The sequence below is a fragment of the Spiroplasma apis B31 genome (assembly GCF_000500935.1).
Classification (GTDB): Bacteria; Bacillota_I; Bacilli_A; order Mycoplasmatales; family Mycoplasmataceae; genus Spiroplasma_A; species Spiroplasma_A apis.
This window is the reverse complement of sequence record NC_022998.1, coordinates 563,833-580,163: the sequence shown is the minus strand read 5'-3', so window position 1 is coordinate 580,163 and position 16,331 is coordinate 563,833. Positions and strand designations below refer to the sequence as shown.

Annotated in this window: 11 protein-coding genes; all 11 read right to left on the bottom strand. The window is 24.9% G+C overall.

Going from position 1 to position 16,331, the window contains the following annotated elements:
* Positions 1–242: 242 nt before the first annotated feature.
* Entirely contained in the window at positions 243–1,895 is a 1,653-nt protein-coding gene (locus tag SAPIS_RS02490; protein ID WP_023789299.1) for a hypothetical protein, read from the bottom strand.
* A gap of 373 nt (positions 1,896–2,268) precedes the next feature.
* Positions 2,269–2,553, bottom strand: coding sequence for an integrase catalytic domain-containing protein (locus SAPIS_RS02485; RefSeq protein ID WP_023789297.1), 285 nt, complete (start codon positions 2,551–2,553; stop codon positions 2,269–2,271).
* Between the two features lie 384 nt (positions 2,554–2,937).
* The gene (locus SAPIS_RS05600) at positions 2,938–3,207 is read right to left on the bottom strand and encodes an IS3 family transposase (protein ID WP_041612588.1); all 270 of its coding nucleotides are present in this window, start codon (positions 3,205–3,207) and stop codon (positions 2,938–2,940) included.
* Entirely contained in the window at positions 3,183–3,761 is a 579-nt protein-coding gene (locus SAPIS_RS02475) for an IS3 family transposase (RefSeq protein WP_023789295.1), read from the bottom strand. The genes SAPIS_RS05600 and SAPIS_RS02475 overlap by 25 nt, the downstream gene beginning before the upstream one ends.
* Positions 3,762–3,763: 2 nt before the next feature.
* A complete protein-coding gene (locus tag SAPIS_RS02470; RefSeq protein WP_023789293.1) occupies positions 3,764–4,249 on the bottom strand; it encodes a helix-turn-helix domain-containing protein in 486 nt (161 codons plus the stop codon).
* 398 nt (positions 4,250–4,647) lie between these two features.
* Complete coding sequence (locus SAPIS_RS02465; protein WP_023789291.1) at positions 4,648–6,477, bottom strand: hypothetical protein; 1,830 nt, start codon at positions 6,475–6,477, stop codon at positions 4,648–4,650.
* Between the two features lie 269 nt (positions 6,478–6,746).
* Complete coding sequence (locus tag SAPIS_RS02460; RefSeq protein WP_023789289.1) at positions 6,747–7,289, bottom strand: hypothetical protein; 543 nt, start codon at positions 7,287–7,289, stop codon at positions 6,747–6,749.
* The gene (locus tag SAPIS_RS02455; RefSeq protein ID WP_023789287.1) at positions 7,289–10,780 is read right to left on the bottom strand and encodes an AAA domain-containing protein; all 3,492 of its coding nucleotides are present in this window, start codon (positions 10,778–10,780) and stop codon (positions 7,289–7,291) included. Before SAPIS_RS02455 ends, SAPIS_RS02460 begins: the two co-directional genes overlap by 1 nt.
* A gap of 268 nt (positions 10,781–11,048) precedes the next feature.
* On the bottom strand, positions 11,049–12,851 hold the full coding sequence (locus SAPIS_RS02450; protein WP_023789285.1) for a lipoprotein: 1,803 nt from the start codon (positions 12,849–12,851) through the stop codon (positions 11,049–11,051).
* 409 nt (positions 12,852–13,260) lie between these two features.
* The gene (locus tag SAPIS_RS02445; RefSeq protein ID WP_023789283.1) at positions 13,261–14,115 is read right to left on the bottom strand and encodes a 1-phosphofructokinase family hexose kinase; all 855 of its coding nucleotides are present in this window, start codon (positions 14,113–14,115) and stop codon (positions 13,261–13,263) included.
* Positions 14,103–16,307 (bottom strand): PTS transporter subunit EIIC, encoded by a 2,205-nt coding sequence (locus SAPIS_RS02440; RefSeq protein ID WP_023789281.1) that lies wholly within the window; start codon positions 16,305–16,307, stop codon positions 14,103–14,105. The genes SAPIS_RS02445 and SAPIS_RS02440 overlap by 13 nt, the downstream gene beginning before the upstream one ends.
* Positions 16,308–16,331 lie beyond the last annotated feature (24 nt).

Sequence of the window (16,331 nt, the reverse complement as noted above, 5' to 3'; positions counted from 1 at the left end):
TCCTTATATATACTATAAGAATAACAAGATTTTGAGGACTTATATCAGATTCTTATTAATTGCGATCCTGCTTTAATATTTAAATCATTAGCTATTTTGTCTATATTTTCACCGTTTTTGTACCTTTTTACGGCCTCAGTTTTTATATTCTTATCATAAATTTTGGGCATTATTTGCTTTCTATCAAAAAACCAGTAATTTATACTGGTCTACTTAGCTTCCTTTTTGCTAATTTTATTTAGTTATAATTTAATAGTTTTTTTATATTTTAGATAACCAATATACCACAAAATAATCATTGATATAAAGTACATAAAGTACAAGTAAATATAATTTACAAACTCAATGGTTTGTTCTTCTAAATTTTCAAGTTTTACTGGTCCTTCCTCATTAGAAGTATCAATAAAATATTTATATTGTAAAGGTGTGGTTGGACTTTCAAATAAATTATTTGGTGAAGTAATTGAAAATTTATCATGATAATATTTATAGTTTTCTCGAAAATAATTACCATATGAAAGTTGTGATAGTTGATTAAATGGGTTGATATGTGTAATTAATTTTATTTTATTTAGTAGCTCTTCACTTGGTGTTAACTTTAAATCTATACCTTTTTTGTAATTTACTTCATAATAGTTATTTCAATAAGTTATTTCAAAAAACATTGAGGAAATAAAATAATATAGGTCAAATTGATCTGGTGTTTTATAATTTATAAGTGTGTTTTTAAAATAACCCTGGTTGATGCTATAATCTATAAAACTATTGGCAGGATATGAAACATTCCCTTTATAGGTCATTATAAATTCAAAATAATTATTTGAAATATCTTTAAGAGCATTTAATATATTTTTGTATTTACTTTCATTTGATAAACTAATAACTTTATTTAATATGTTGTAAATTCTATTATTATTTTTCATTAAATAGTTAAAATTAAGAACAATGGGTCTGAAGTTGTAAGTAAGAGTGTCTTCCATTTTAAACCCATTTAAATTATAGTTAGTAAATTTAGTATAATTTTCATCAAACAACTTATTTAAATAAACTATGAAATCAATATAGTTAGTTCCAAAAGTATCAATTGCCTCTTGTTTATATTTTTCTAGAATATAATCATAATTTCCATATTGATATTGAATGAAATCTGGACTTGTGTAATTATATGCTTTTTTGAAACTTTCAAATATATCAGTAAATATATCATCATTTTTAAATTTATTTATAAAAGAAGTTTGTTTTTCATACATAAATGTATTTGCCTGATAACGATATAGTTCATTAATTTCGCTATATTTAATTCCTCCAACTGCCTGAGAAACAGATATTAAAGAAGCTAATATAGAAATTAAAGTAAGTGATATTTTTGCTTTAATTAACATTAATAATATAAATGCTAAAGCAGAAACAATAATTATTAATAAAAACTTATAGGCAAAAAAACTTAAAACTTTTAATTTTGCCTCTATAAAATAGTTACTTATAGAAAGCGTTAATAAGCTTTGGACTATTAAATTAAATATAAGTATTACAATGCATGTAACAAAAAATATAATAAATCTTGAAAAAAAACTTTGAAATACACTAATTCCACCTTTTATTTCCAAATCTATTTTACCTTCTTTTTTATCTCCATAAAAAAGCAATGTTATAATATAAATAACAATGATTGAAAGTAAAATTACATCAAAAATTATTTTTAAAAAGAAAAAACAATCAAAATAATAGTCAATTTTATCAAAATACTTGTTTGTGATATCAAAATAATTGTAAAAAGATATTATTTCAAGTAACGCTGAAATAGATAAATAAACAACTGTTAATATTATTAAAATTCTATTCTTTATTAATTTCTTAAAATTGAAATTAAATATTTTAAAATTAATACTTTTCATTTTATTTTCCTCACACTATTTATAAATTCTTTAATATTATCATATAATTTTTTAATTTTTTTTAATTAATAAATATTTTTTGGGTAAGTTTTAAAAGTCAACTAAGTAAAAAGAAAACTAAATACACAAATATAAAAATATAAATATATTTTGTCAAGTAAAGGGTAACCCCAAACTACAATTATTTTAACAAATTACTCTTGTACATTTCTATAGGAGTGATTTTTAATTTAATTATTATTCTATTGTTTGAATAACTTCAGATACAATTTTCCATTCAAGATAGAAATTCTGTTTTGTTTAAAAATTTGTATCCTTTAAAATAATTTTGTTTAATAATATTAAAAAAAGTTTCTACTATTGCGTTTTGTCATTAAGCATAACCATCCGTCATACTTTGTTGTATTTTATTTGCTTTACAAAAATCCATCATACTAATACTTCTAAATTGGGCTCCTCTATCTGTATGGATAATTGAATTACATATATTGTAGTTATTTTTTAATATATATAGCGATTTTATTAATTCTTTTGTAGTTTGATTACTTGAAAAATAAGTTTTTAAAGGTAATCTAGAATAAACATCAATATATGCAAACATATATGATTTAGAGTTATTAAACTTAAATTCTGATATATCTAAACATATTTTTTCCATTAGTCTTAAAGCAAAAAATTCTACTTTACCAGAGATGCTGTGAACTTTTCCATAATTTCGACCTTATTAATTAACTCTCTATTTTCTTTCTTTTTATTTTGCATCTTTTTTCTTAAAAAATTTAAATCTTGTTTTATGTTTTCGAAGTTTTTTTGTTTATCAATACTGGATTTTCTGCCTCTTTTTTGATCAAATAAACTAGAGATCCCACTAGTTATATACCTATTCTGTCATTGATAAATAGTACATGGTTGTTTAATATTATATTTTTCTGCTATTTTTTTTCACTTATGTCAGATGATAAAAATTCATTTACTATTTTCATTTTTTCATCTGCATTAAATAGTTTTGTTTTAGCCATAAAAAAGAACCCTCTTATAAAAATTATATACATAATTTTTGTGTAGTTTGGGGTGACCCTTTAAAGTATACAAAATGTTTTTTATAAAAATACTTCAACCAAGTTTGAAGTATTTTTTTTCATAATTTGAAATCTAAATAAGCATACGCTGGAGGGCTATTGTGTTTAATCATTATTCTTTCATAATTGTAAAACTCTATATAATTGTCGATTGCTAATTTCAACTTGAGAAACTCATCCTGCTTTAGTTTTATTTTTCACTCTTCTTTTAATGATGAAAAAAGGTTTCACACATCCCATTATCAATAGAATTACCTGGTCTAGATAATGATATTATAATATTATTTTTTTTAGCATAACGCTTTGCAAATATAGATGTATATTGATTTCCGTTATCAGAATGGATAATAAGTTTCTTAGATAGATCTTGTCTATGAAGCGAAGCTTTCTCAAGTGTTTTTCTGTAAATATCTATGTCATTTTTTAAAGATACCTCATGACCTACTATGAATCCAGTGTTTGCGTCTTTCAAAACACTTAAATATGCAAATTTTTTATTGAAAGGTATATATGTAATATCTGTAACTCAAAGCTCATTTTTTAAATACAAAGATCAATTTCTATTAACATGATTAGGACCATAAGTTATTTTTTTGACTTCTTTTGGTTTTTTATACATCTTTTTTATTCTTATAACTGAATATAAATTGAATAATTTCATTATTCTAGCAACTTTAGATTGACTTACTACTATGCCTTGATTATTTAAAATTATTTTTACTCTGGGTGCACCATAAATTCCATTGTTTATTATAAATATATTCTTTATTTTAAATGCTAAGTCCATATCTATTTTTGTTTCATAATCCGGTTTATTTTACAACATCATCGATAATAACTTGCTCTTGTGACATTAAATAATTTACATAAAGAAAGAACCGTGTATTTGCTATTATATTTATCTTTAGTTTTGTAATACGTTATAATTTTTTTTTGAATCCTCCATCAGTTCATTGAACTTTTTTTAAAAACCTCATTCTCCATTTCTAATCATTTTAATTTTTTATTAAGTTCTGCAATTTTCTTATCTTTTGGATCTTTTGAATTTATTCTAATCTTTCCGTTGTGCTTATTGTGTTTTCCAGTTTTTGAAGTAAGCGACTCATCACCAAAAACTTCTCAATCTACACACATTCTTCTAACTGTTGAATATGAAATATTGTACATTTTTGATAGGTCTTTATAAGATAAATTTTTATCAAAATGCTTGATAATCAACTCTTTTTTAGTCTCAAAATTTAGGATGTTTGATTTGTTTCCTTTTAAATTAGCCATATAAAAAATTCTCCTTGTATAATTTATGTTTTTTTAACATAATGTATACATAGAGAATTATATTCATTTACTTTTGAGGTTATGTTTTTTTTATAGAAATCTTCTATGTATTTTAAATTTAATTATTTTTTAGTTTTTTTTGCTTATAAATAACCATCGAACTAACATCTTCGTATTTGACTTTTCTATCTTTATCAATCTTTTATTAGGCTGAATAATATGAAAATTTTAAGACATCTTGCAAGATGTCTTAAAAGACTTTGGAAATATTTTAAATACCTAAGAAATTTTAGGTATTGTGCCAATTAATCAATTTGTAATAAAAAATAAAAAACTACTTTTTATTTTAATGTAAAGAAAAGTAGTTTTTTAAAATGTAATTAAAGCTTTTTCACGAATTATTTTTCTATTATTGTTAATCCAGTGGTATATGCTCAAATACCATCAATTGTAAAATTAATATTTAGAAAATCTAAACTGAAGTTAATGTCAACAGCTTTTTCACCATTACTATAAATTTGGTGAATGAACAACCCGCTATTATTGATAAAAATTACAACATCAAATGCCTCTCTTAAAAATTGTCAATTAAAAGTTGATTGATTTCCTTCCGATAATAATTTATCCAAATATTCTTTTTGTTTAGGTAGTTTTAATGACAATGATTTATTTAATTCCATTCTATACTGATTATCTTGTGCACTAAATAAATCTCATAAATTAGTTATTATTCCAGGTGTAGAACCTGTAAATGCTGACATTGCTCTTTCATTTTTGGGACTTTTAATTCCAAAGATTTTATGAAATGACTCAATACCATTCAATGTATTATAGTATACAGATGACAAAGTTTTTGATGTATCTATTGAAGCGAATCGAGTATCATCTCAGTTTTTATCATCAAGATCAACTGCATATCCTGTTAAAATTCTAAACTCAGGTAGTTCTTGAGAATAATCATTACCAATTTTAAATTGTAGACCTTTTAAGTTGACATATCCTAATTTAGATGTGCAAGATAAATCTTTTGTCAAAAGTTTCTCTTTTTCAGCTTGATCAAAATAATCTAAATTGTTTATAAATGTTTGCAAATCCTCCTTATATTTTTTTAACATAGAAGTTGTTTCACCAGACAAATATTTATATAAAGTAGGTATTTTATTATCATTATTATTTGAAGAATCTGATTTAGGTTCTACATACTCTTTTTTAAAAATGAAATCATATATGTCTTTACCATTATCTTTTTCATCTTTTCATGCATAGGATTTAGGTGATTTATTTTGTAATTTTACAAGATAATCAATTTTTGAGAAAGTATCTATGTTAGAAGCAAACGATAGGTCAAGTCTTTGAATAAATTCATTTTTTTTTGTTGAGCTTAGATCATTTTTGATAAATGACAGCAAATTATTTTTAAAAGACTCATTATTGAAATAACTTGCAACAAGAGAATCCTTATTGAAAAATTTATCTTTTTTAGAATCTAACCCCAAAGCTGATGCATCTAATAATGAATTTTTCTTTGTTTTATTAGATTCAATGAAGTACTTATTTTTTAATTCTTTTATTGTAGTTTCACCAAAATATTTTATAGCTTCATCATTAGTTAGCGAATAAATAAACGAACCATCAATTTTATGTTCCTCTAAAACACCCTCTTTATCTTTGTAATTAATAACTAAAGCGAAATTAAGTTTAACATTTGATGCAAACCCCTTTTCCTTATTTTCCGATGTGCTTGTATCTCTATCATAATTTTTGTAAGTTATGTTCAAAGTATTCCAACTTATTTCTAATTTATCAAATAAATTATCAACACCATCTAAAATAATGTTGTACTTTGTATCATTCTTGATAGTGTTAAGTTTACTTTTTATATCTTGGATAAATAATTTATTATTTAAGTCTACTAATAAACTATTCTTATTTTCTTTATTTAATGTATTTTCTTTACCTGCAAAAGTTGTAATATTTGATTTATTCAAAAATTTATTTCTATTTTCATCTTTTGTAAGTTCAATTAGTTTTTCATTAGCTTTCATTAATTCGCTAGACACCATTGAATTAACTTCTCTTTTGAATTCTTCGATTGTTTTTAAATAATCTTTATCCTCTATTGGGTTAACTGGTTTATTTGCAGTATTTTTTGTGCTGCAAGATAAAGTTGTTAATGAGGGAATTGTTGCTAAAGAAATTGTTGCTAAAATGTTTAATAACTTTTTCATACTTATGTTTCCTTTCATGATTTCCTTTTTCATAGTAACAAAAAAAAAAAAAAAAAACAACTTTTGAAAGACAAAGTAAAAAGTTTAACAACTTATAAGTTAGTTACATTATCTTTAAAGGTAGGATTTATAGGACTTATATTTAACAATCAAAATGAAAGAAATATTTTTAAGTTGGACTTTTATATTAAAAAATCAACAAATGATGAATATTATTTTCAATAAAATAAAAAACCATTTATTAAATGGTTTTACAGAAAAAAGATAAATTATCAGTTATGATAATCATCATTTGCAACATGTTTATTATTTTTTTTGATAAATTCTTCTCTTGAAGATGAATCAGAATCCCAAGAACTTTGTTTTTCAGCTTCTAATACTTCGAACTTATAAAAACACTTATTATCTTTAGGTTTATGTCTATCAACTTCAATGAACTCATCAATGATATAAAAAACTTTATCCACTATGTCTTTTTTAAAATCTTTTGCAGCTACTCTAATAGTTCCAGAAACCGTTAGTATTGTCTCTTTTATATTTTCTAACATTTTAAAATATGATGATTTATCATTAAACTCATAAGATATTAAGTTCTTAGAAACTAAATAGCGTCTCCCGTATTCTTTTACAAGATTAATCATAAAATCAGTATCATATTTATTATTATAATGGCCCCTGCTAAGTGTCCGACTTGCTAATATTGATCTTTCTGTTTTAGTATTTATTCTAAACGTAATAATTATGGTTGTTGTTATAAAAGCAAGGATTATAACTACGCCAACTATAATTATTATTAAAATATCATTCGGCATTAATAATCACCTATTTCTATATATGTATCAATATGTGTTTTTATTGTATTCAAAAAGCGTTTTTTCATATCAACATTATTGCATCATCAATGCGTTGATAAGATTCTTTCAAATCTCCAACCCCTGCTTTCTAAGTAAATTTGTCTCTCATAATCTCTTTGTCTATCAAATGCTTTGCTATGATATGTATAACCATCACACTCGATTGCAAGTACAAATTTATTATTTACTTTATCGAAAATTGCAAGGTCAATTTTGAACCCTGATGCAGGTACTTGTGTTAACAAACTAAAGTCACTTGTAGGTAAAAGTTTTTTAACTTCATCATAAACTTCTGATTCAAATTCAGAATCAAAACTAGTGTTCTGAATCATAGAAGAGATCATTTCATTATTTAAAACTTCTTTATTTAATAAAGAATTAACAGCTTGTTCATCAACAATAGGTTGGTCCAATAGTTCTACATACTTCAAAAAATCTTTCAAGTCTATAACCCCTGTCTTTTCTGAACGAATGATATCTGATTTGATAGATTTGATTATGATCATTTTTTCTTTAGACCTAGTAATTGCGACATTTAAACGTCTTTCACCACCTTTAATTGATAAAGGTCCGTATAATTGACGATAATTGCCTGTGAAGTCAGGAGCAAAACCTAAAGCTAGAATTATGATATCTCTTTCATCTCCTTGAACATTTTCAATATTTTTGATAAATATTCTTTCGCTTGGTGGTAGTAAATTTAATCTATTATATAGGTCAACATCCTTAGAAGCTTCTTTATCCAATAAATCCGCTATATATTTTTGTTGATGAGCATTTGAGGTTATAATACCAAATGTTTTTGTAGAATACCTTGGACTTTGGATGTATTTAATTAAATACTCTATAGTTTTTTCAGCTTCTTTCTTTACTATATTATTTTCTCTAATTCCATCAACTTCAACTACATCAAAAGGTTTCATAATTTCACTGTTATAATCTCCAATTATCAATTGATTATCATAATATCTTGAATTTGAAAAACTTATCAACTCTTTGTGATTACTTCTATAATGGAACAAAAGTTTATTCTCCCTAAATTTTGCCTTTGCTAAATCAATTAAACTTTCGTATTCTAAAACACTATCAAAATCAATTTTACTTGAACTCATAGATAATTCCTCAACTTCTTCTTCTAATTCATAAATTCTTTCATTAGAAATGCTGAATCAATTTGATGGTCCAAGTTGTTTTTCATCTCCTGCAATTATATATTTATTTGCTCTATAAAGTGTTGGAATACATTTTTCTGTAAATATCTGCGATGCTTCATCAAAAATTGCATAATTAAAGCTATCTTTTGACAGTAGTAGCATTTTGTGATCCGATATAGTTTCGGGAGACCCAATAAATATTGGAAAGAATAGTCTTAAAAGTTTTCTATGTACTCCAAAAAGAGATTTCGTTGATATGCTTTTTTTCACTCTGTTCATATGCTTTATAAGTTCTTTGTAAGCATAGTTAAATGTAATTAATTCTCCTTTACTATTTTGAAAGGTCTTTGTTTCATCGCTAATGAAAGAGTAAACATATTCAAGATGATTGAAATAAATATGATTAATGTCTTGCTTAACTTTTAAATTTTGTAGTTTTTTTAAATCACTTGCTCAATTTGTTGAAATAAAATCTATTTTATTTTTATTATCTAAGTAAAACTTTTGGCATCATGAACTCATCAATATATCTTTAGTTATATTTTCAATGTCAATACCATTTTTAAACAAAAATTTAAATAAATAATTGATTTTAAATATATCATCAATCTTGTGCCTTTGTATCAAGTTTCTTATGATATCTTTAATAGTTACAAATAATTTACTATCAGTAAAAGCCATAAATTTTTTTCTTTTAAATAATCCAAGTTTAAATTTCATTGGCTTATTTAATATAATTATATTAAATAATAATATATCTAGATAATTAGAGTTATCAAACATAAGATCTATATGTTTATTGTCCAAATATTTTAGATTGAATAACTTGATTAATTCTTTAAAAACAATGACTAAGTCTTGTTTATGAAATAGTAGTTCACTCATGGCTTCGATATGTTGATACAAATCAGTACTTAAAGTTATAGTTTCTAGATTTGAATCTTTAACTAACTTGGAGAACTTTTGATATAATTTTCCTTCTTCTGTTTTCATAATAATTTTATAGTCAGATAATTTAGAAAATATATTCTCCATATCCTTAGATACTTTGTCAAATTTATACTCTTCAAGTTTGCTTTTTATAGCATCCCTATCATTTTTATAATCTTCGAATATTTTCATAAAATTTGCAACTTTATTATATATGTCAATTTTTTTCTGGTTATTGTGTACCATTAAAACAAAATGATTCAATTGAGTTAATTTTTGAAACACTACATCAGATGCAACACGTTTCTCTGTTACAAAACAAGCTGTTTTGTGTTTATAAATTATATTTGCAATTATATTAACAATGGTTTGTGATTTACCAGTTCCTGGGGGACCAAATATATAACTTGACTCTTTTAAAGAGTTCAAAACCGCACTTTTTTGAGAATTATCTAGTATTGATATTGTTTTTATTTCTGTTTCCTTTGGTTCTAAAATATCTATACCAATTGTATCTGTTGAATTACTAAATAAGGTATCTATAAAACCATCATTTCTCTCTTCTATAATGTTGTATGCTGATAAAATAGTACTACTTGCTATATTATATATACCCATACTACAAATATTTAAAGCGTTAACATATGTTTCGTGATCAGAATTTTCATTGAAAAATCTAAGAGCTTCTTCTTTTTTTGAAGATAATGATTCATAAGTTGAGTACTCATTTGAAAAGGCTTTTTCATAAAGTTCTGTATTTTTAATACCGTATCCAGCATTTAGTAATAGATTTTTCAAATATAATTTTAAGCTTTGATAATCCTCTAGTTTTTCTTCTTCTAAATCTTTAAATTCATAAGGCTTCCTGTTGGAAGCAGACATTAAGTTGAAAATGGGGTTATTAATTATTTTGTTTTCATTTAACGAAACCTTAAATACCTTAGGTGATATAGATTCTATTGAAATTGATTGTAAAATTAATGGGCATCTAAAATAATCTGTCTCTATATTGGGAATTAATGAGCCTTCAATATAAAATTTACCCATATACAATGTGTGTAAATTTGTTTCTTCTAGACTTTCTTTGTATTTTTTTAAAATTAAATTAATTTCTGAGAAGTAATTTCTTGTGTCCGAAATAGAAATATCTATGAAAGATATAAAAAACTCTCCATAATCTAACGCTTGTTTTAATGTTATAGGAACCTTATCTCCTTTTCCACGCCTGAGTAAACCATGCTGTTCTAAAACTTTTAAATTTATACTTGTACTTCCTCTTCTAAATTTATCATAAATTACAGAGGTCCTTTTATTTGAATTTAATAATCTTCCTTTAAAGTCTTTTAATAATTTATTTGATTCCATTTTTTTATTTCCTTAATACTTTTTTCTTTATAAATATAATACACAAAAAAAACTTCGTTGTATTTAAATAACCTATTCTAATTAATATTTTGTGATAAATTTAATTCAATATAAATATTTTATATATTAATATTCAAGATTATCTGATGCAAGTTGTTAATTAATAATTATGATACTGTGTGTAATTTTTTTACTTTAATTATACATATAGGAGTTACAAGAACAAAAAAACATATCTTTTATAATCAAGATATGTTTTTTAAAGATATTATTTTTTTTCAAATACAGTTGCAGGTCTATTAAATAGAATTCCGATACTAAATTTAATTTTTACAAAATCTAACTCAAATTCTAATTTTACAGGTGAATATCTCAAACCATTAGTAAATTCTTTTATAACTATCCCTTTATCATTAAGGGCAAAAATACCTCTCTCACTTTTGTTATAACCAGGATCTTGAATAGAAAACTTAAAGTCTTTTTGTTCACCATTTTTTAGTAACAAAGTTCTATATTCAGCAAGAGCTGATGATGAAAGATTAATGTAATCAGAAATTCAATTTCCGTGTCTTGAGTAGTAATTCATATCCCTACCGTTGTTTATTTCTTGGAACTTATCTCACAATGAAACATTCATTCCTTCTGTTTTACCAGTGAATGCAGATAAAGTGTTGCTATCAGTTGGTTTTTGAATTCCATAAACTTTATGGAAACTTTCAACACCTTGCATAACATTGTAGTATATTGCTGCTAGATTTTTTGAAGAATCCATATTTAATTTTTCTGAATCAAATAAATTTTCTTTTCCATCAACACTAAAAGCAGTTAATAAATCAAGATCTGGTAATTCATGAGTATAATTACTGATTTTTAGTGTTAAACCTTTTAAAGTCATATAACCAAGTTTAGAAGAACTTGTAATTTTTATATTTTCAAGTTCGGTACTCTTGTTCGCTGCTTTTAATACATTTTCAACATCCTTTTTATAAGAATCGATCATGCTTTTGTAATTTTTATTAACTCTCTCATAAATAGATTTTTCAACTTCAACAGAAGAATCGTTTAATTTTTGTTCCACTTTGTTAGATTCATTTTTAAACAAATAATTAAAGATTTCACTATCATCAGGTATTCAAACTCCGTTTTCTTGATCTTTCATTTTTAAAGATGCATCTCATTTTATGCTTTTAAATATATCTTCATTAGCAGAAAATTCAACTTTAACAGCTTGATTATCATCTATTGGCTTTAGTTTTCCAATAACATCAGCGGCAATACCTTTATTTACATCATTAATATATTTTGCATATTTATCAGAGTTGTCAGAGAATATTTTATTTTTGTCATCTTTCTCCATTGAATCTGAGTTAATGACACTTTTTTCACTATTGAACAAGTAAGTATTTTTGATTTCGTCATACGCACTTTGACCTCATTCGATAATTTTTTTATTATTTGACTGAGAATACACAAATTTTAATTTCGTATCATAAGTTTCAGTAGATAAGTCAATACTTTTATAATTTGTAACTATTGAAAAATTGAATATTACATTTGAAATGGTAATACTGTCTGTGTTGTATTTGATTCTCAAAGTATCTCAATCTATTGAAGTTTCCTTGTATACATTATCTAGATCTTTTAATAGAATATCATATTCTGAATTTGTTTTTAAACGATTAAGTTCACTTTTGATGTTTTCAATATTTATTTTAGACTCTAAATCTTTAGTTAAACTGATTTTTTGCTCATTAGTTAAAGTGGGCTTTTCAGTTTCACCTTTTTGTACATCTTTCAATATATCGTTTTTTAAGAAACTATTCTTAGATGATTGGTCACCTTCTAGTTCAAACATATTTTTGATAGAATCATTAAATTGTTTAGAAATGATGTCATTTACTTCTTTTTTAAATTGTTCGATTAATTTTAAGGTGTTTTGAGTACTATCTGTTGCACCTTCATCACCATTACTATTGTTTGTTTCTTTGTTTTTACTTCCACATGAAATCATGTAAGTTGTTGGTGAAACCGTTACAGTTAAGCCACCTAATATAGCTAATAATTTTTTCATAATTTTAATTACTCCTTTTATAAAACATTGAAATTATATCAAATAGAAATTAAAAAACAACCTTATTAGTTGTTTTTTTTAAAATATTTGTTTAATAAACTCATATTTACTATTATTTGACTTTTTATCTTTCATTTCTTTTATAAATACACATAGATAATTTTAGCTGATAAAATGTTTACAAAGTTTTAAATAGTGACAAAACAATTTATTAATATTTTAATAACAAGTAAACACTTGTTTTACTTTTAATAAATATCTATTTATTGCTTAATATATATGACTTTAAGAGTTTTATCGCTTTCAATCAACTCTAAAACTTTATCTTTTGTAGCTATTCTGTTAGAAAATGCGGTAGCACTTCCACAAACTACAGAATATAATAAGGCTTTAGAAAAGTCACTATGTATTATAAATTGACTCAAAAGCCCGCTAACATAGTATCACCAGATCCTGCAGCATTGACTAATTTATCATTTCAACTACCTACTGGGCATTTTATAATTATGTTTTTATTTGCAAATAACGCACCCTTTTCAGCCATTGACACTAAGATGTTTTGCGCTCCATTGTTCAATAAAATATTTGAAGCTTTAATAATATCTGATTCATTCTTAATTTCAATATTAGCAGTTAACGCAAGTTCATCGATATTAGGTTTTATAAGAAATGGTTTTTTAGTAATTGCGTATTTAAGAGTTTCTCCATAGGAATCTATTACGCAGTTAGCATTTAAATTATTTATTATCTCACATAAATTACCATATATTTTGTAACTCATATTATTGGGTATGCTCCCTGTTAATATAACATAGTCATTTTCTTTAACATTTTGTTTTAAGTACTTTATGAGCTTTTCAATTTCTGAATCGTTTATTTCTGAAGTAGAAACGCTACATTCTGTCTGCATTTCATCTATTAATTTTAAATTGATTCTTATATCTCTATCAGCTTTAAACTTTTGGTATTTAATCCCAAACTTGTCAAGATTATCATAAAAATAGTTTTCAAATAAGCCATTTGTGAATATCAATGATTTGTTTTCAACACCTAGATTATTTAGAAACATAGAAACATGTATTCCTTTACCTGAAGGATATAAATCTATTTTAATTGGTCTATTTGTTTTATTTTTTTTTAACTCTTCAAAATGTAATACATAGTCTAATGCAGGACTTAAAGATATTATAAATATATTCTTTTTCATTCTTTGATTTAGATAAAAATTATCTCCCTTTCCACCCCTTATATTTATTGAACACATTTAGATGTCACTATTTTTTCTTTAATGAAAATAGTATGGAGATCATCAAAATATTTATTTTTAAAATAAGATAAGTCCTTTTGTTTTATGTTTTCAATATCTATAATACTTTTTTCAAATTCATCATATTTATCTTTTAAAACTTGAGCTAAAAGTTTTTCTTTTTTTTCTATGTCAACTTCAAGGTATGATTTTTTTTCAAGTAAACTATCATACTTCGATGAAGGTTTTATACTATTCTTAGATTTTTCTATAAGTGACAAACCCTTAGTAAAATCGTTTTTATTCTTTGATGTAAGTAATTTGTTTCCTCTCGATGCTAATTTCTCTTTTTTTTCTTCCACTCTATTTAATATTCGTTTGAGGCTAAAATCAAGATTTTTGATTTTTACTAGTAAAATTAAAAATTCTTTTGTTTTAGGAAGAACTTCTTTAAGAGATAAAGCTTTTTGTTTTATATCACAATATATGTTATTTAATTTCGACTGTCTATTAGTACGCACTAATTTAAGTTGTGCTTCAAGCCTTCTAATAAAATACTTATTTTTGATAAGATTGTTAGAATCAACTTGTAGCTCTTCAAGATCATTAGATAGATTGACATCAATAAGATTTTTTTTCATTAAAATCTTATTTGATGTCTTTAAAATTTCATCTAATGAAGTTTTTCTCTTTTTATGCTTTCTTAAGTTTTGTATTAATTCAAGTGCTTGATAATCTATAATACTTGAAAGTCTTTCAACTTTGTTTAATTTTTTTGTAGTCTTCATAACAAGTCGTTTTTCTGATTTTTCTTCTTTCCAAAATATAAAGGTTATTATTATTCCTAAACCAAAAGAAACTAAATCAATCAAAATTGCTAATAACAATTTATCAGTATAGGCCAAGAAACCAACAACTCCTCCAAGACCTGCTAAATTGTTTAAAGCTACGCCAAATATTCCTATTAATCATCCACCTAATGCTCCTGCGATCACACCAGTTATAAATGGTAAGCCTTTTGGTAAATTTACACCATATATACAAGATTCAGTCGGACCCGAAATAATTCCAGGTAATGCAGCGGCAATAGCGGATGTTTTATCAATAATTCTTTTACTTCTTAAACAAACCCCAATAGTAGCACCCATTTGGGCTCATGCAGCAGCGAATGCTGCTGCTAGAAACAATGACGGGTTATTATTCGCAACCAGATCAGCTGTTGCTGCAAAAAACAAAATGTTGTGAACCCCTAACACCACTAATGGTTGTCAAGTTAAACCAACTATCATAGTTCCTAAACCAAACGGTAATTTCATGAATCAATCAAAGGCTAATAAAAGTACATTTTCGATTATACCCATAATAGGTCCTAGTAAAAAAAATGCTAATATTCCTCCTATCAATAAAGTCAAAAATGGATTTAATAAGAAATTTGCTACTGAATTAAAATATTTATCCATAAAACTTTGTAGATATGCTATAACTATTCCCATAACAATAAAAACTAATATTGTTGAATAAAACGGCTTAATAACAATATCTCAATTACCAATTTCAAAGAGATGAACTCCATTTTCTGGAATAATTGGGGATACCATTATCAAACCAAGAGTAATGGCAATTGGTGGTTTGCCACCTAAATAACGGACAGTTGATCACATCGCAACTACACCCATCATTTTAAACCCTGTACCAGTAATAATATTTAAGACATAATCAAATACATTGTAATCGACTCCCATTACACCATCTTTAGTAATAAGTGAACTCACCTTCATTCTTATAAGCAGTTGTTGAAAAGCCATCAATAAACCAACTCCTATTAAGAAAGGAATAAGTGGACCAAAAATAGCTGATACAGCTTTCAAGAACTTGCTACCATATGAAATATTGTTTTGTTTTGACATCTTAGAGTTAATGTTAAAGCTGTCATAATCTTCTTTGTTCCTTAAGTCATCAAGCCTAGATTTCAATAGACTCGTTAGTTTTTCAACTCCAGGTCCAACTATAATTTGTAGTTCGTTATTTGATCATAAAACATTTTTGAAACTTTTAATTTTTTTCAAGTTATTAACATTTACGATCTGATTATTATATAAAGTTAATCTAATTCTTGTTGCACAATTATAGATATCTTTTATGTTTTTATGTGTACCAACAAGATCAATTATTCTAATTAATAAAGATTGCTCTTCACTCTTTTTTCTCATAACCAACACCCTTTTTCGAAATAA